This window comes from Moritella sp. (assembly GCF_013215705.1).
Classification (GTDB): Bacteria; Pseudomonadota; Gammaproteobacteria; order Enterobacterales; family Moritellaceae; genus Moritella.
Map to the genome: position 1 here is coordinate 1 of NZ_JABSQR010000042.1, position 16,248 is coordinate 16,248.

At 38.8% G+C, this 16,248-nt stretch carries 17 protein-coding genes; 8 read left to right on the forward strand and 9 right to left on the reverse strand.

The genetic code is table 11. The features are described 5' to 3' along the window. Positions 1-611 precede the first annotated feature (611 nt). The 3 genes from HRT96_RS20665 to HRT96_RS20675 all read left to right on the forward strand — a co-directional run bounded on the left by HRT96_RS20665 (position 612) and on the right by HRT96_RS20675 (position 3,365). Positions 612-1,676, forward strand: a complete 1,065-nt coding sequence (locus tag HRT96_RS20665) for a DUF1805 domain-containing protein (RefSeq protein ID WP_293160371.1) — start codon at positions 612-614, stop codon at positions 1,674-1,676. 2 nt (positions 1,677-1,678) lie between these two features. Next, the gene (locus HRT96_RS20670) at positions 1,679-2,191 is read left to right on the forward strand and encodes a hypothetical protein (protein WP_293160373.1); all 513 of its coding nucleotides are present in this window, start codon (positions 1,679-1,681) and stop codon (positions 2,189-2,191) included. A 67-nt stretch (positions 2,192-2,258) separates the two neighbouring features. Next, positions 2,259-3,365 carry a DSD1 family PLP-dependent enzyme gene (locus HRT96_RS20675; protein WP_293160375.1) on the forward strand — a complete coding sequence of 369 codons (1,107 nt, stop codon included), beginning with the start codon at positions 2,259-2,261 and terminating at the stop codon, positions 3,363-3,365. Between the two features lie 90 nt (positions 3,366-3,455). Here HRT96_RS20675 and HRT96_RS20680 read toward each other — a convergent pair whose 3' ends face one another. Beyond that, positions 3,456-3,971 (reverse strand): GNAT family N-acetyltransferase, encoded by a 516-nt coding sequence (locus tag HRT96_RS20680; RefSeq protein WP_293160377.1) that lies wholly within the window; start codon positions 3,969-3,971, stop codon positions 3,456-3,458. Positions 3,972-4,761: 790 nt separating this feature from the next. On the opposite strand from HRT96_RS20680, the gene HRT96_RS20685 reads away from it, so the two are divergent. Then, the gene (locus tag HRT96_RS20685; protein WP_293160379.1) at positions 4,762-5,784 is read left to right on the forward strand and encodes a hypothetical protein; all 1,023 of its coding nucleotides are present in this window, start codon (positions 4,762-4,764) and stop codon (positions 5,782-5,784) included. A gap of 90 nt (positions 5,785-5,874) precedes the next feature. Here HRT96_RS20685 and HRT96_RS20690 read toward each other — a convergent pair whose 3' ends face one another. The 4 genes from HRT96_RS20690 to HRT96_RS20705 all read right to left on the reverse strand — a co-directional run bounded on the left by HRT96_RS20690 (position 5,875) and on the right by HRT96_RS20705 (position 9,215). Then, positions 5,875-6,651, reverse strand: a complete 777-nt coding sequence (locus HRT96_RS20690; RefSeq protein WP_293160381.1) for a hypothetical protein — start codon at positions 6,649-6,651, stop codon at positions 5,875-5,877. A 150-nt stretch (positions 6,652-6,801) separates the two neighbouring features. After that, on the reverse strand, positions 6,802-7,671 hold the full coding sequence (locus tag HRT96_RS20695; protein WP_293160383.1) for a TraB/GumN family protein: 870 nt from the start codon (positions 7,669-7,671) through the stop codon (positions 6,802-6,804). 65 nt (positions 7,672-7,736) lie between these two features. Then, positions 7,737-8,471, reverse strand: coding sequence for an ABC transporter permease (locus HRT96_RS20700; protein WP_293160385.1), 735 nt, complete (start codon positions 8,469-8,471; stop codon positions 7,737-7,739). Positions 8,472-8,474: 3 nt separating this feature from the next. Then, entirely contained in the window at positions 8,475-9,215 is a 741-nt protein-coding gene (locus HRT96_RS20705) for a Crp/Fnr family transcriptional regulator (RefSeq protein WP_293160387.1), read from the reverse strand. A gap of 244 nt (positions 9,216-9,459) precedes the next feature. Between HRT96_RS20705 and HRT96_RS20710 the strand changes: the two genes are divergently transcribed. Beyond that, on the forward strand, positions 9,460-10,713 hold the full coding sequence (locus HRT96_RS20710; RefSeq protein WP_293160389.1) for a uracil-xanthine permease family protein: 1,254 nt from the start codon (positions 9,460-9,462) through the stop codon (positions 10,711-10,713). Positions 10,714-10,787: 74 nt separating this feature from the next. Here HRT96_RS20710 and HRT96_RS20715 read toward each other — a convergent pair whose 3' ends face one another. From HRT96_RS20715 to HRT96_RS20725, 3 genes are all read right to left on the reverse strand, one after another. Beyond that, positions 10,788-11,351 (reverse strand): GNAT family acetyltransferase, encoded by a 564-nt coding sequence (locus HRT96_RS20715; protein WP_293160391.1) that lies wholly within the window; start codon positions 11,349-11,351, stop codon positions 10,788-10,790. Positions 11,352-11,442: 91 nt separating this feature from the next. Next, positions 11,443-11,859, reverse strand: coding sequence for a GFA family protein (locus tag HRT96_RS20720; protein ID WP_293160393.1), 417 nt, complete (start codon positions 11,857-11,859; stop codon positions 11,443-11,445). 18 nt (positions 11,860-11,877) lie between these two features. Continuing rightward, positions 11,878-12,093 (reverse strand): dodecin, encoded by a 216-nt coding sequence (locus HRT96_RS20725; RefSeq protein WP_293160395.1) that lies wholly within the window; start codon positions 12,091-12,093, stop codon positions 11,878-11,880. Positions 12,094-12,253: 160 nt separating this feature from the next. On the opposite strand from HRT96_RS20725, the gene HRT96_RS20730 reads away from it, so the two are divergent. Beyond that, positions 12,254-12,976, forward strand: a complete 723-nt coding sequence (locus tag HRT96_RS20730) for an SGNH/GDSL hydrolase family protein (RefSeq protein WP_293160397.1) — start codon at positions 12,254-12,256, stop codon at positions 12,974-12,976. Between the two features lie 112 nt (positions 12,977-13,088). Here HRT96_RS20730 and HRT96_RS20735 read toward each other — a convergent pair whose 3' ends face one another. Beyond that, a complete protein-coding gene (locus tag HRT96_RS20735) occupies positions 13,089-14,387 on the reverse strand; it encodes a hypothetical protein (protein ID WP_293160399.1) in 1,299 nt (432 codons plus the stop codon). A 476-nt stretch (positions 14,388-14,863) separates the two neighbouring features. Between HRT96_RS20735 and HRT96_RS20740 the strand changes: the two genes are divergently transcribed. Next, positions 14,864-15,229, forward strand: coding sequence for a hypothetical protein (locus tag HRT96_RS20740; protein WP_293160401.1), 366 nt, complete (start codon positions 14,864-14,866; stop codon positions 15,227-15,229). Positions 15,230-15,302: 73 nt separating this feature from the next. Continuing rightward, entirely contained in the window at positions 15,303-16,229 is a 927-nt protein-coding gene (locus HRT96_RS20745) for a diguanylate cyclase (RefSeq protein WP_293160403.1), read from the forward strand. Positions 16,230-16,248: the final 19 nt, after the last annotated feature.

Below are 16,248 nucleotides of genomic sequence, written 5' to 3' on the forward strand. Positions count from 1 at the left end.
CCTGAAAGAAACACAAGTATTTAGATTTTGATAAAAAGGGGATGATCAAACCTCTAGCTGATTTGATCAACAACGCCCCCTCCAACTAAAAATAATACCTATACCGATGCCGATACCAATTCCAATAATTATACCAAACAAAAACTCAATCATCTTTTACTTCTCTCAACAACTCTAAGTCTAATTAATTCTAAATAATTCGTTCTTCAGCATCTGTTCCCCCAAAGAGTTAATGACATCTGTCCGTAATGTATTAAATTAAAAAAACAAAATTTATAGGTTTAAATTTCTAATAAAATAGGTGGTTAATATTTTCAGTAATTTTTAAATTCATGAATTAATTAATACAAAGTTAAATCCACTTCATTATCACCTTTTAACCTCGGTATTAAAATGTACCGATGAAGAAATATTTTTAGATAGCAATAAAATACTCGCATAACTCGATTCATAAGATCCATAGACCAACAGTCAACGTTGACTAAATGTTAACGTAGTGGTAGCATTTTGTTAACCGAATTCGTTAACAAATATAGTTAAAACAAAGCCTTAACTATACATAAAGAATAGACATGAATTCTTATAAATGAGACATGGAAAAGAAGCTAATTATGAAATCTATACAAGATAAAGTTATCTATACAATATTAAGTATCCTCATTGTTACATTTGTGAGTTATAAATTCATGAATCATAATAACCAAAGAGTAGAATTAATTGGAGAGCCTCTTGCATCATTTGATTTTTACCCTATAGAAACGAATGACGTTGGTAATATCGCCCTTAGTGAAACAAAGGTAAATACTGCGATAACATCACTTGATCCAGAAAAAAATACAAGAGCAATAAGCGAGTTGATTCATCTAATTGAAGAAAACTCAGCATCATTTTTAATTAATAATGAAAACAGTAAAATAGCATCTTCATTTAAACAAGACACTCTCCAATACCAAAATGAAAATGATGAACTAATCGAAATATTAAAAAATATTGTTGGAGGCATAGGAAAAACATTAGCGGGTAGCCCTATAGAAATTGTACTACATGATACTAGCAATCCACTTAAATCAATAATAGCGATAGAGAACCCAATATCAAACCGTAAGTTGAATGATAAAATCACAAATTTTGGCATTGAGTTAATAAAAAAGTATAGCAAAAATGAAATTAGAAATGGCAATATAATATCTTACCCTATCACACTAAATGATGGTCGTATTGTTAAAGCCACGACAATACCGATTTACAATAATAACCAGCTAGTCGCATTGATATGTATCAACATCGATACATCAAAACTAAGTCACACGAACAAGTTAGAACTAAACAAAACGATAAATGCTATAAAACAAATATCAGGTAAACATGAATACATTGATATAGATGAATTAATACAACCAATAAAGGAAGGGAATGAATACATGGAAGCTAAAATGATACGATACGAATTAGATAAACCTCTTTTAATCATTAAAGAAAAGCAGGGAATTCTAGCCTGTGCTTATATTAATGTAGAAACATGTAATAAAACTAATGAAGCATGTGCCATTGTATCAGGTGTTAGTAACTATGAAGATATGATGTCCGCCAAAATAATTGCTGTATCAAATGAAGCGTTAAATCTAGGGGTTAATGTGGGTGATACTGGCATGAGCGCTATAAATAGATTTAAGTAGCCATGAGTTTACTTGATATAACAATTATTGTGGCTGTATTTTCTTTATCGATAATCACGAATAATAAAGCAGCCACAATTAGTTCATTTTTTATTATTAGCTATATATTATTAGAAGACTTATTTTATTTTGAATATATAACAACAATAGCAATATCGCTAAATGTATGTTTAATCGTAGTCTTATTCCACAATGAAAAAAGTAGCAATAACGACAATGATGTATATAAAGAAGTGATCCGTAATAATAAAAAATTGTTCCCATTTCACGACAACATTGAGATAGCGATAACCAAACACCCGTACACTTGGATTTATTTGAAAGAAGGTAAAGTAAAACGAATCAGAACCCCTCTTAAAAACATCATTATACTAAACAATTACTTAAAAAAGATCACACGCAACACCGCTATTTCCGACAATGTAAAAGTGAATAGCAATAACGAATACCTCATTGAAAACAACATAATCACGTCTGAGATGATTATGAGTTGGGGAAAAAATCAGATGAAATAATGATTAATCTCACTCACTTTCATAGTAGAATGCGCGCAGAGCTAAAACCGTGATGTAGAGATAAACAGTGATTGGAAAACATAAATTAGAATTAGATACGCCATGTCTGGTTATCGATAAGCGCAAACTGATGCATAACATTGAAACTATGCAAAAGTTCGCATCCGCAAAATCGAAGCATGTTCGCCCGCATGCCAAGACCCACAAATGTGTAGAGATCTGTCAGCTACAACTTGATGCGGGTAGCATAGGTATATCAATAACCAAACCATCAGAAGCGTATGAACTTGCCAAAGCCCATATTCGCCACCTGCTAATCACCTCCCCGATTGTCACTAAGCATAAACTTGCAACCTTAGCTAAAATTATCAAGCTTGCACCAGAGACCATGATAGTCGTGGATTCTAAGGCTAATCTTACGCAGTTAAATCAATTAGGCAGCGAGCTTAACCGACAAATTAACCTGCTTGTTGATATTGACGCCGGCATAGGTAGAACTGGCGCATCGTTTGAAACTGCGTTTGATTTAGCATTATCGGTACACGAGCATGCCAACACTACCCTTAAAGGTATTCAGTGTTACGCCGGACATTTCCAACATATTCTTGATAACGAAGAAAGAAAACAAGCATCTGCCGCATTATTAAATAAAGCCGGTAAGCTAAAGCAAGACATTGAAAGCGCGACAGGTTTAGTGAATCTGATCCAATCAGGCTCAGGCACAGGTACTTATGAAATAGACAGTGACGTTGCGTCTGTCACCGAAATACAACCAGGTTCATACACCGTGATGGATAAAGAATACTTCGATATTGAATATAGCGCAGGTCATTTCCAACCTGCGATGACATTACTAACCAGTGTTATCAGTGCGAATCACGCATCTCACGTAACTGTTGATGCAGGTACCAAAGCGCTGTACAAAGAAGCCACTCATCCACAAATCATCAGCCATGATGGTCTTAACTGTGATCACCTTACATATGAATGGCATTATTTTGGTGATGAGCACGGTAAAGTAACCGGCGAGAGTTTACCCGAGATAGGTGACGTCATTGAAATGATTGTGCCGCACTGCGATCCAACCATTAATCTGCATGATAAATTCTATGTGGTTGAAAACGACATTGTTGTCGATGTTTGGGATATCGCACTACGTGGTAAATTAGCTTAGCCCTCAAGGTTAACGCAAAGCTGAACGTCACGATTTAATGCCATGCTATGCGGTTAAAGAACGCTAGCATGGTACAGAAAACACCGACTATTAAGCGGGTTTTATTGCTTTGTACTCATATAAATTATTTTCAGAACCATACAAGTTAACCACGCCATTTTGCGTGAAACCTGCACGTTGTAATAACCGATTGGAATTCAGATTATCCGGCAACGTCACCGCTAATACCAGGTCTAAAAAATGAGCCTTCATGCCATTTTTGAGCACCGAATTAGCCGCCTCAAGTGCATAACCTTGACCACAATGACTGGGTAAGAATGCATACCCTAAATCTGGATCCTGCAGCTCATCGCGTTTAAGCAATCCACACATACCGATTGGCGTATTAGTTCCTTTCAACATGACCAAATTAAGACCAAAGCCAAATTTGTCATAACTCGCCATTGGACCTACGGTGAGATAATTTTCTGCGTCAATTATATTACGGACCTGCTTATCTGCAATATAACGGATGAAGGACTCTTCATTTAACAAATCAACAATAAATTCAGCGTCTGCTAAAGTGAAATGTCGAACAATTAACTTTTCAGTCTCACATACAATCATCAAAAAACTCCTTTAACACGGCTGACGCCAGTTCAATGCCCTATGCTTTTTTAAGCAATATAATTACGGTGGGTCCCCTAATAACTCAGTGCATACTGAAATGGTGAGTCCCAGCCCCTTTATAGCATTTAATACCACTTAATACATGCTTCCTTGTACATACTGATATAGTTAATAAACGACCTCTTTATTCACCGACATGACATTAGTCAATTACTTGGGTCATACATTTAGTTATAGTGACAGGGTATTTTACTTAACACTAAATTGATCGAACAAAGAGGATATTATTATGAGTTGTTGTGGTGGCTGCGGCGGACAAGATCAAGAAGAAACTAAAAAAGTTGAAGAAACGGAACAAGATTCAGAGTAGTTAATAATACTAACGCTTTAAATTAAGGCCTTACTTACATAAGTAGGGTCTTTTGTTATAAGATCGTTGCTAAAAACGACGTCATGCCCAATTTCAACATCTACTTCGCTTGCGACCTATCTTTCGATTTCATTTGTAATCTATTTTTACTTGCCCAAGTTTGATCATTCGCCCTCTCATTTATATATCCATGACTTCTCAAATAAAGCTATACCTGTCGCTGTAATCCTAGATAATGCTGTCCTTAATATCCATGATAATTGGATTTAACCATTAATTAAATAACACCACGTTAATAAAATGTTACCCACTTGTTATTGTTTTGTTTAATTATGTTTGCTATATTTTTTGGGCTTTTACTTTAAAAGCAAATAGAGACGGAACCTCTACTATCACTATTATATGGAGTAATAAAAAATGGAAATACGGTATGCAACATATTTAACCACGTTAGAATGTATCGAAACTGAAGATATTGGTTATGATAATACGATACTCGATTATAAAATCGATGGCGGTGAGTGGCAGAATGCTCTAACTTCCGATATGAACAACGGTTTCATAAAGAATTTAAACAAAAAATTGATATTTAAACACCAAATTGAACTTCGACTTCGAGATTACGATGCCATAGGTTACGACGATGAACTAGGTACTGCTGTCATCGACCCAGATGCTTTCGAGGGACAAGTAGCGTTTACAGGCGACGGTGCTCACTACACACTTGACTGGTCTACTGAACCGTACCTAATCGAAGAGCTGGAAGCGGGAGAGGACGACTTTAATCGCCGCCCTCTTGAACCGGATGCTATGCAAACCGAAATAGAAACACTGACGGATTTGAATACAAAGGCATTGAATGCGTTACCATCCCTATTTTCAAATGGGTTTGCACCGGCTCTTTCACGACTTTCAGCAACGCACGCAAGAATGGCAGCCGGGGAGGAGGGTCTAGAACCGAGTCGTTTGGAACAGGCTAGAACGTTGCTTAGTAAACTTGAAATTAATCCAATAAGAGGACTTCTCAAGGAGTTTTCAAACGAACAATATGGGACAATCATGCTCTGCGGGGATATAGATACTAGTACAGTCTTCCCTGCCCGTATGGGTATGGGCTATGGAATAGCTATTAGCATGGATTTAACATGGTACCGCGTGTTCGTAGACGCGGGTATCGGATTTGGTACGAATGTGGGGGCAAGTGGTAGCTTTTGGTTCGGGTTTAATCGTAACACACCAGATAATGTGGGGGGAGCAACCTTTGACGTCGTTAGGGGTTTCAACTGGGGGGGACTAAATGGGTCAATTGCTACGTCCTTTGACTTAGCTTTATCAGCTCCAAATATCCAAGAGGTGTGCTACGGTATGCAGGCTGGATCACCAATGGAGAGAAGTGGCGGCTTAACATATTGCTATGTATTTACTAAATACCTTATGTAACAAACACCTGATCGTATAACTTATTAATTTAAAATAAAAAAAGCCAGTTTCTACTGGCTTTTTTGTTATATAGGGAGTTCTGTAGTGATATTACTTTAATGCCAATAACTGTTGCAAACGCGCAGGTTCTCGATCAATTTGTTTTAATGCTTGCTTGAAATTTCGTTTTAAATAACCTTTCAAATTACGTGTCGCGACCCCTGTTGGAATGCCTTTTAGTCGGCAAAATAAGGCTAATGCAAACATGGCATTGTCTTCTGACAAACTGGCTTGTCGATTGGCTTGCGCATTATAACAACTGCCACAACCGCCCCTAAAAGTATAAGCAGAGTTCGCCATCATCACACCAAAACCCATAAAAATAGCCACTATCTCGGTACTCGCATTAAAATATTCAGCACCACCTGGCGGTAATTGTTGTGATTGGGCCACGATATGCTGAGCTAAATGATGCGCATAACTCGAGGCTAGATCACCCGGTTTGGATGCCTGCTGTGGATTGTAGGTAATGACTAAAGGCTGAGATGCGATTAATGCAGGCAAAGTATTGGACGCAGATGAATTTCGTTGAACGACAGGTAAATCGAGCAATGCAAGTGGTTGGCTACTGAAACTCTGCGGTGCTTGTAACTGTAGCGGCCAATGGCTTAATCCTGCATATTTAACTACGTGATCAAAAATGGTTTCTGCCATGCCGTGACGGCTGTCGATATTACCGGGAAAGAAATCATTCGTTGGTTGGATCAACTGACTGCGCTGAAAAAATTCTTGTGGGTCAAAATGTGTTAACGCCCACTCAAAAGTGTCAAACATCCATTCACAACTGGCGTCGTCAATGAGCGGCTTAGAACGAAAAATATTCAGCATAGATAGTCTTCAAACATAATAATGAGTTAACAAGTATCATATCCTAACTATCTATACCTTCCTAAAAACCAATGCCAATTTTTGGCTTTCACCGAAATTTTATCGATTATAATGACTAGGTGAACAAAATTTAGTTACGAAGTGAATAGATCATAACTGCGAGATTTTATACCCAGCCGCTTCTAGTCGCTGTAACAAACCATCTTTACCAACCAAATGTAGTGTTCCGACCAGGATTAATTCCGTCTGTTGATTACTAAACATGGCTTCAATTTGTGGTAGCCAGTTGTTATTACGCTGTACTAATAGTGATTGATAGATGTCGGGAAAACCTTTAATCAAAGGCGTGATTGCAAGATCAACCAATGCTTGGGGATCACCATTACGCCATGCCACTTTCATTTCTTGCATAAATGTTGGCAGTGTTTTCAAATCTTCTAAACTGTAGCGGATCAAGGCATCCTCTTTGCCTTTACCCATACTGGCAATAAACGCCAGTTGTTCCTCAACAGTTTCTAACTTACCTAAGGGTTTAGCATCTGCTATGGCCTTATCGTTATAGTACTTATCAACACCCATACCAGTAAAATTGAGACGCTGTAATTCAATCATGGTTAACATTAACGAGATCATACTCGGTTTAAAGTTATTAATAGCCTGCATACCAATACCGCGAGACTCGCAATATGCAGTTAACAGTTTATATGTTTCAGGCGTTAAATTTTGCGTTAAATTTTGGCCTTCAGAATAACTAAGCTGGCGTAGCATCGCTTGCTGGAATTGAGGGCTTTCTAATTTAGCCATATCAGTTTCAAATACCAAGGTATCAGCCAATGCATATGCTTGGTCAAACTCGGCTGGTAACGGGTAATCATCGGCCATTAAGACATGCACCGTCCCACCCAGATATACACTTGATTTGCCGTTATTCACTTTCCATACCGATGATGTCGCATGCACGCTATTAGCCACACCGAAAATAAGCATAGAAAATACATACCATAATTTAACTATTTTCATTAAAGCCTCTACTTTATTTTACAACGTGGTTATAGTCATGATGATAAGTATCAGTATTGTACAACTTAATCTTTATTCAGCCTAACTGGTTTCGTCGACATCAAAGGTTTTATCAACGACAAGAAAAATGCAGCGGATATCACCGATGAACCGAACATCATGCACATGATCATTATCTGATAACGCACAGCAATAAACGGCGAAACGCCAGAAAGTATCTGCCCTGTCATCATGCCAGGCAAAGATACTAATCCGACAGCAAACAATGCATTGATGATCGGAATTAACGAGGCTCTTAGCGCAATACGACGTGCGATAAGATAATCTTCTCCTCGCCGCATTTCGGCATGTAAACGCTCTGCGGATAAGCTGACACTGTTCATTGCATTCGCAAATGCCATTCCCGCGAGTGGCACCATATATTGGGGGTTATACCAAGGGTCTAGGCCAAGTACACCCACGCTCATAATAAACAAGGTAAAACCGCCGCCTAAGATCACCGCGGCTAACGCATATTTATACATTTTCCAGCGTTGGTCTGGCACCGCGCCTAAAGCAATCCAACTGGAGGCAATCACCATAATTAGCAATACACCAACGACAATGCCGGCACTATGTGACTCAAAGATATAAGATAAAAAATAACCAATTAATAACAGCTGGATCAACATACGAGATAAAGCATACAAACCATTTTTAATCGGTAATCGCCATTGCAATAAGATCGCCAACGCCACTAAGACGGGAATAAATGCAAACGCTAAATGGCTAAACGAGATCACCTGCACAGCATTATTCACAACCTACTCACCCGGTACGAATTGCACAGGAATATTACCCGTCACTGATTGTACTGGAATATCCGACGCTGCATATAACGCGTCAATATCCATAATACGAATAAGCCCTTTTCGCTCTTCTATTAAACCTTCTTTGGTCATTTTTTTAAGCAAGCGAGAGAACGTTTCGGGTTGAATGGACAATAATGATGCGAGCGTACGTTTTGATATATCCAGCTCAATGATACCTTCATTACTGTTGTTATCTTGTAGGTTTTTTAATAGGAATAATAGTAAGCGGTTTTTAGCATTTTCAACCGACAGCATCTCAATTTCATTCAGATCATGGTGTAAACGAATACTCATATTCGCCATAATTGCGATGCCAGCTTCAGGATTAATCTTGAGTATCTTTAAGTATGTTTCATTATCAATCGCAATTAGGTCACTTTCCGATACGGCCTGTGCGGCAACCGGATAAAATGGCTTATTATTAAACATTAATGCTTCAGCAAAGGTATTGCCTTGACGCATTACTTCAACCACTTTTTCTTGGCCACTTGGGCTAGTACGATAGAGTTTAAGGTGTCCGCGTAACACGAGGTAAAATCGATTGGCTTCATCACCTTGGTGAAACACGTTCTCTAATGGTTCAACTTTAAATGTTTTTGCTGTAGCAAATAACTGTTTAAATTCAGCGTCAGTGAGGGCCGAAAACAGGTGATGAGTTGATACTATATCAATGATATGACTGTCGGTGATCATGAAATTAGACCTTAAAATGCGGATGTTATCAGCATATATGGAAGATAGCGTTAAACAAATGATACGAATCAATATAATGCCACGATTCAGGTTTTAAACAAGCGCACTTATAGCGATAATCAATCACGTAACAATGTCTAATTTGACTCATGGCCTAAAAAGTAGCGGTTTATCTATTTTTAATATGAATATTAATCCTTTTGTGCTACCTTCCAGCGGTTTGTTCACAAATGGAGAAAAAACAATGCAAGTTTTGCTCGGTCTACAAATGCTTTTTGTCGCATTTGGTGCCCTCGTACTGGTTCCACTGCTTACTGGCTTGGATCCAAATGTCGCTCTTTTCGGTGCTGGTCTCGGTACCTTGGTTTTTCAAATTATCACTAAACGTTCTGTCCCTGTCTTTCTTGCTTCCTCTTTTGCCTTTATTGCACCGATCATGTTCGGCGTGCAAACTTGGGGTATTGCCAGCACGATGGGTGGTTTAATGGCGGCCGGTTTTACTTATGTATTATTGTCAGCGGTGATTAAATTTCGCGGTGTTAGTATCATTCATAAGTTACTGCCTCCGGTCGTTGTTGGTCCTGTGATCATGGTTATTGGTCTAGGCTTATCCCCTGTTGCAGTGAATATGGCAATGGGCAAAACGGGTGACGGAGCAATACAGTTAATTGATAACGAAGTTGCCATTATCATTGCAGCTATCTCATTATTCACCACTATTGCGGTAAGTGTTTTTGGTAAAGGTTTGCTTAAACTTATGCCAATTATGGCCGGTATTGTGGCTGGTTACATAGCAAGTTTGGCTTATGGCATTATTGATTTTACGCCTGTTGCTCAAGCAAGCTGGTTATCACTGCCAAACTTTACTTACCCAGAATTTAACATCAATGCGATATTGTTTATGATCCCGGTTGCATTAGCCCCTGCGATTGAACATGTTGGTGACATTCTCGCTATCTCTAATGCGACAGGTAAAGACTACCTTAAAAAACCCGGTTTGCATCGTACCCTTGCTGGTGACGGGCTGGCGACAATGGCAGCGTCTATGTTTGGTGCGCCACCAAATACCACCTACAGTGAAGTAACAGGTGCAGTGATACTAACCAAAGCATTCAACCCTGTCATCATGACATGGGCAGCGGTGATCGCAATCGTGTTGGCTTTTGTGGGTAAACTCGGGGCATTGCTGCAAACCTTCCCGGTACCAGTAATGGGTGGCATCATGATCTTACTGTTCGGTACAATCGCAACAGTCGGTCTTAATACCCTTATTACTAACCGTGTCGATCTACACAAATCTCGCAACTTAATCATTGTTGCGGTGACATTAGTATTCGGTATTGGTGGGATGGCATTTGGTATTGGCGATTTCAGCCTTCAAGGTGTAAGTCTATGCGGTATTGTGGCTATCATTCTGAACTTAGTATTACCACAGGACTTAGGTGATAACCATGTTGTTGATAATGTTGAAGTAAACTCAGATATTAACACTAAGTGATCAGGCTTCTGACTAGGTAAATAAATAACAAGTTATAACGGATAATGTATCGGTTATAACTTGTTAATTCATTATTATGCCGCAACCGATTTTGACGTATCGTAAACCAACTCATAATAATGATTATTATTATATTCAAACTCTTGAATAACGGTTAACCCTAATTTTTTAGTGTGCGCCGCATAGGATCGTGGATTAATCTTGTTAATAAAGGTCACTAAAATAGGGTAACGCTTCGCCATACGCTCTCTAGAAAAATCAAACATAGTTTCTAATGCCCCCGAACCACGGATACTTTTATCAATACAAACTGGACCATATTGATAAGAATTATCGGTTGTCAGTGGCTGACCTAAATATTCTAAATTAGATAAACCTTTCACCATATGCGCAAACATTGGCCAATTAGACCAAAACGTCCAAGATGCAGCCATCACATAAGCAACAACCTTACCGTCTTTACGCGCAATAAACAGCCCACTTTCTTCAGTAATTAAACGTGTTAATTCTTCCTTGGTAAACGGCGTAGTAACAAAACCATCGGCTTTGTCTTCAGCTGCAATTGAATCTACTTGGTATTTATAATGAAGTGTTAAAGTATCTTCAATATCACTTAATTCGGCCACTTTTAATTGCATGCTACGCTTCCTTTGTTATACCTAAGTTACTTCAAAATGCACAATCAGCGAATATAACACTATCCTTATAATGTGATCCCGCGATAAACTCTTACGTTGGAAATCCAGCAAACGTTGGAGCAGCTAAAGCAGCGTCATACCAAGCCGCCCGTTCATGCCAAAATATATTGTCTTGCGGTGCAACGTTAAGCACAGTATCTTCGTCTAGATCCAATGAACCCGCAGGTACGATTAAGGTTTTACCTTTATTGACTAAATACGGTAATCCGATGCCACATTCGGTGCAAAATACGCGCACGAAATGACGGTCAGGATAATCGAAACGCTTGGTTTTATCCGTGCCTGCCAACCACGTAATGTGGCTGGCTTTGCAGAATAAATTCGATGCATGCGCAGAGCCAGTAATCTTTTGGCACTGCTGACAATGACACAAATGAAATTGGCTAAAATCATTGCTCACTTCAAATTTAACCGCGCCACATAAGCAGCCCCCAGTTATTTTATTCATCGTTTACGTCCTTATAATTTAACTATCTCCGATACGGAAACCTATTTTCAGTGTCACTTGAAAGTGTCCAACCGCACCATCAACAATGTGTCCGCGAGTTTCAGTCACTTCAAACCAATCCATATTTTTTACCGTTTTATTACACTCTGCAAGCGCATTCTGAATCGCTTCTTCAATACTTGTTTTCGATGAACCAACCATTTCAATCTTTTTGTACGTATGATGATTTGACATAACTCACTCCAATTAATCATAAAACAACCTAAGTGTAAATATAGCTCGGTATTTATATTTTATATCAGCATTACTAAATTAGAGTTATTTATGGCTTTGGGTATAAGCGCTCAAATTCATCATTTCAGTATTGCTATACTAATAAAAACAAGGAGGTTACATGTTCAAGTCATTAAATAAATTATTTACTAAAGCTGTATATGCACCGATCATCATTGCACAAGGCCGCTATGTAAAAAAAGTTACACCAAAACTGCCTGAGGCTGCCGGAGCACGCTCTGGGAAAACAGGCTCAGGACAAAAAATAAGGCTACTCATTGTTGGGGATTCTGCTGCAGCGGGCGTTGGCGTCGACAATCAAGCGCAAGCGTTAACGGGAAACTTAGTTTCTGCATTAGCTGACAGCTACCAAGTTGAATGGCAATTATTGGCGAAATCAGGTTATACCACATTAGACAGTCTAAAAATGATATCAGAGCAACCTAAACAAACTTTCGATATTATCGTCACCTCACTAGGTGTTAATGATGTCACAGGGTCGTTACTGGCCGCCACTTGGCTAACACAACAACAAAATTTAATAACGCTATTACGTAAACAATTTAGTTGCCAGCAAATTCTTATCACACAAGTCCCACCAATGGGACAATTCTCAGCACTACCACAACCATTACGACGTTATTTAGGCGCAAGAGCCGCTCAGTTTAATCGTAAACTAGCGACCCTAATTGAAAGCCAAAGTGATTGCCAATTAATTGATTTCAATGCTGAATTAAATGCTAAAGATATGGCTAAGGATGGTTTTCACCCGGGGCCCATCATTTACCAACACTGGGCTGAAATTGTTGCCGATAAAATTAAATCACAACACAATTACAAATAATGAAAACAATGAAGCCCTGTATCGACAGGGCTTCTTAACTTATTATCATGACTCGATATTAACTAAACAGATCTCGCCTGTTATACCAATTTCATTAAATAAGTGATTGGTGTTACTCATAATAAGCATCGGGGCGCGCACCGTCATAATAACGATACAATCGAGGCAATACAGTGGCCATTTCTCCTGCTTGCAGCGCATAAGGATTCGTTATTTTGTCACTATCTTGAAGGTATTCAGCCATACCAAATAAGTAATGCTGATTGAGTAAATGCCCCCACGCATGTCCGCCTTGCTTTTCGTATACGGCGCCATCAATCTCAATAATGTTACCCTCCTCTCTTAATGGTGATAGCACCCCTAATCTCGCAACCAAGTCGAATTGATTAGCAAAGTTTTCAATGTAGGGTAAACCAATCAGTTCGCCTTTATTATTGGTGGAATGGCAAACATAATTCATCTTGTCGGCACAATTAGCAAACGTGTAAACCTCCAATTTCTTCATCATACTAACCAAATAAGAATCCAGTTCAGCATCGCTAAAGGTAACAATAGCGTCCATCCAAAATAGCTCAAATGCCAAGCGTTCCAAATGGTTTAGCTGTAGTGTTAATTTTAGTTCTGGTGCTTGATGTACCGCTTTAATTTGACTTATACTTTTCTGTAGCGCCCGTAATACATTGGCGGTAATAATAGTGCCTTGAGAATGGCATAACAGCACAACTCTATCTTTGGTTGGATCTTTCAGCGCGTCCAACACCGCAACAGTGGCCTTAACCGCTGGTTCTGTCATCGATTGCTCGTCAGTCAGGTTCGGGTTGGTTTTAAATACTTTACCCGTCACACACTGCATCAGGTCTAATATCGTCGAATCAGTTTGATTGTGCACCACAGTTAACGGTCTTTTGAATAACTGACTCAGTAACTCAGAGTTCATCATCGCGACATCTTCATTCGTGGCGATACCATTAACATAGATCCACTGCTCATTAATAAATGAGGTGACGCTCACTAGCGGATCAGCTTGCTGAAAATAGTTACTCGGTCGCCAAAATAAATTCTGAACAACGGGTGGCAGTAAGGTACGAGTCCAAGGCCCGGGGGCATGCGAGAACGCCGGAACCAAGGTATCGACTAAGTAGTTAGCTGTCCTTATCGGTCGCCAAAAATCAATAATGTTAAACTCCGAGTCTTTTTTATGTGGTGGGACCCAAGTTCGAATTGGTCCAAATATAGACTGTGTATAGAGGGGCGGAAAGAAATTCAACGCTTGAAATAGCACCTTAGCGACAATTTCATAATCGTTATATTCTGCGGGTTCATTAATTTTCAATACTGAATCTATAATCCTTGATATTTGAGGATCTAAATTTTCCTGCTTTACCACGGTATGTTTAATGCTGTCTGGCATAATGTGCTCCTTGCAATCACTTATAAATGTATTAGCACGTACAACATAACCGACGCTATCTGTTCCCATTAACAACTAGATTAATTCACCATTTACGCTAACGGATATTGTTTACAGGACCAAGTTATCCAAGATTTTTCTTGTGATATTATAAATTTGTTTAAAGCACTGTGAGCAGCAACTTATATAAAAAGCTAAACTGTGAACTCGGAATTGTCATTTATTAAAACGAGCTACTGAGCACATAAATACTGTATATCCCACGACTAAAGACAAAACCGTTACTTTCATGATACAAAGCCTCTACACTCGACAGATCATCAAATCACAAAAATAAAAATTAACACACTGATAATTAACAAAAAAATAACTATCGCCTTATAATTTATCATTTAAAAATTAATAAATACTTGCAAATATCACCTTAAAACACTACTGTATGTATAACCACTGGGTATATAAACAGGTAAATGACCATGCAAACTAAATCTATTATGTATAACGCGAACACAACTACACACGACTCTGATGTTATGGGTGTAAATAAAAAAATAATAGAAGACAGCCATGGTCAATGGACCGCCATTATTGCACCACCGATGACAATCACAGCGGCACTGTTATCACAGCATGGCATTAGTGTCGAGAGTGCATTAATCATCCACAAAGCTAAGATCAATAATAAATTCCATACATTGCTAAAAGCAGCCCAGAGCCCTACGATTTCAACAATCGTAACTTGGGATGACGAGTTAACCTCGGACGAAATATTCCAAGTTAAAGCAACCATGAAAGCCTATAACACTAAGTGTGTGATACAGAGCAACAAGAAATTACACTAATTAAACAAATACTTGCTATATTGAGTTATTAGATCCGTATATTGGATAACGACTAAAAGAGCAAGGACTGCCAATGAAGATCCTCATAATTGATGACTCTAAAATTGAACGTGTAATTATTCGCTCTTATCTACAGCATCTCAATCACGAAGTCTTCGACGCTGGGAACGGTGAAATAGGCATTACTTTATTCGCAGAATGCAACCCTGATATAGTGTTATTAGGTGTGGTCATGAATGGAATTAACGGCTACGAAGTTGCAAGGAAAATCAGACAAGAGTTCACCGATTGGGTACCTATTATTTTTCTTAGTGGCAAAACCGCCCCTGAAGATATCATGATTGGTATTGAAGCCGGTGGAGATGATTACTTACCAAAACCAATCCAAAAAAAAATTCTGATTGCTAAAATGACAGCGATGGAACGTATTGCTGCAATGCGGACACAGCTATTAAAAACCAAAAACGATTTAGAGTTAGCCAATGAAGAGTTAGGCCGTCTGGCAACGCTTGATGGCTTAACCGGTATTGCCAACCGCCGACATTTAGACATCACCATAGCGGAAGAACTCGCACGTGCACAACGCCATGCACAACCACTTACCTTCATCATTGCAGATATAGATTTTTTTAAAAAGTACAACGATCACTACGGCCATATCCAAGGCGATGAATGCTTGAAAGCTATTGCATCCATACTTGATGACTCTTTACGTCGCCCTGCAGAGCTGGCTGCACGCTATGGCGGTGAAGAATTCTGTATGGTATTACCCAATACAGACACAAAAGGTGCTAAGTTAGTTGCTGATAAACTTGTTAATGCAGTTCGCTCATTAGAACTTCCCCATGCAGGGCTGCACAAACATGCCATTGTCACGATGAGTTTTGGTGTGGTGAGTATGATTCCAGACAGAAAGGTCACCGTAAAAAGCTTGATGCTCGAAGCAGACGCGAAACTATACCAAGCCAAACATAACGGTCGAGATCAATGGGTTATATAACAAAACAGGGAGACGATAT

Excerpts from the sequence above, each read along its gene's own strand:
- HRT96_RS20690 (WP_293160381.1), bottom strand. The coding sequence starts at position 6,651 with ATGCTGAATATTTTTCGTTCTAAGCCGCTCATTGACGACGCCAGTTGT.
- HRT96_RS20740 (WP_293160401.1), top strand. The coding sequence starts at position 14,864 with ATGCAAACTAAATCTATTATGTATAACGCGAACACAACTACACACGAC.
- HRT96_RS20680 (WP_293160377.1), bottom strand. The coding sequence starts at position 3,971 with ATGATTGTATGTGAGACTGAAAAGTTAATTGTTCGACATTTCACTTTA.
- HRT96_RS20705 (WP_293160387.1), bottom strand. The coding sequence starts at position 9,215 with ATGATCACCGACAGTCATATCATTGATATAGTATCAACTCATCACCTG.
- HRT96_RS20710 (WP_293160389.1), top strand. The coding sequence starts at position 9,460 with ATGCAAGTTTTGCTCGGTCTACAAATGCTTTTTGTCGCATTTGGTGCC.
- HRT96_RS20715 (WP_293160391.1), bottom strand. The coding sequence starts at position 11,351 with ATGCAATTAAAAGTGGCCGAATTAAGTGATATTGAAGATACTTTAACA.
- HRT96_RS20735 (WP_293160399.1), bottom strand. The coding sequence starts at position 14,387 with ATGCCAGACAGCATTAAACATACCGTGGTAAAGCAGGAAAATTTAGAT.
- HRT96_RS20665 (WP_293160371.1), top strand. The coding sequence starts at position 612 with ATGAAATCTATACAAGATAAAGTTATCTATACAATATTAAGTATCCTC.
- HRT96_RS20670 (WP_293160373.1), top strand. The coding sequence starts at position 1,679 with ATGAGTTTACTTGATATAACAATTATTGTGGCTGTATTTTCTTTATCG.
- HRT96_RS20725 (WP_293160395.1), bottom strand. The coding sequence starts at position 12,093 with ATGTCAAATCATCATACGTACAAAAAGATTGAAATGGTTGGTTCATCG.
- HRT96_RS20730 (WP_293160397.1), top strand. The coding sequence starts at position 12,254 with ATGTTCAAGTCATTAAATAAATTATTTACTAAAGCTGTATATGCACCG.
- HRT96_RS20685 (WP_293160379.1), top strand. The coding sequence starts at position 4,762 with ATGGAAATACGGTATGCAACATATTTAACCACGTTAGAATGTATCGAA.
- HRT96_RS20695 (WP_293160383.1), bottom strand. The coding sequence starts at position 7,671 with ATGAAAATAGTTAAATTATGGTATGTATTTTCTATGCTTATTTTCGGT.
- HRT96_RS20720 (WP_293160393.1), bottom strand. The coding sequence starts at position 11,859 with ATGAATAAAATAACTGGGGGCTGCTTATGTGGCGCGGTTAAATTTGAA.
- HRT96_RS20745 (WP_293160403.1), top strand. The coding sequence starts at position 15,303 with ATGAAGATCCTCATAATTGATGACTCTAAAATTGAACGTGTAATTATT.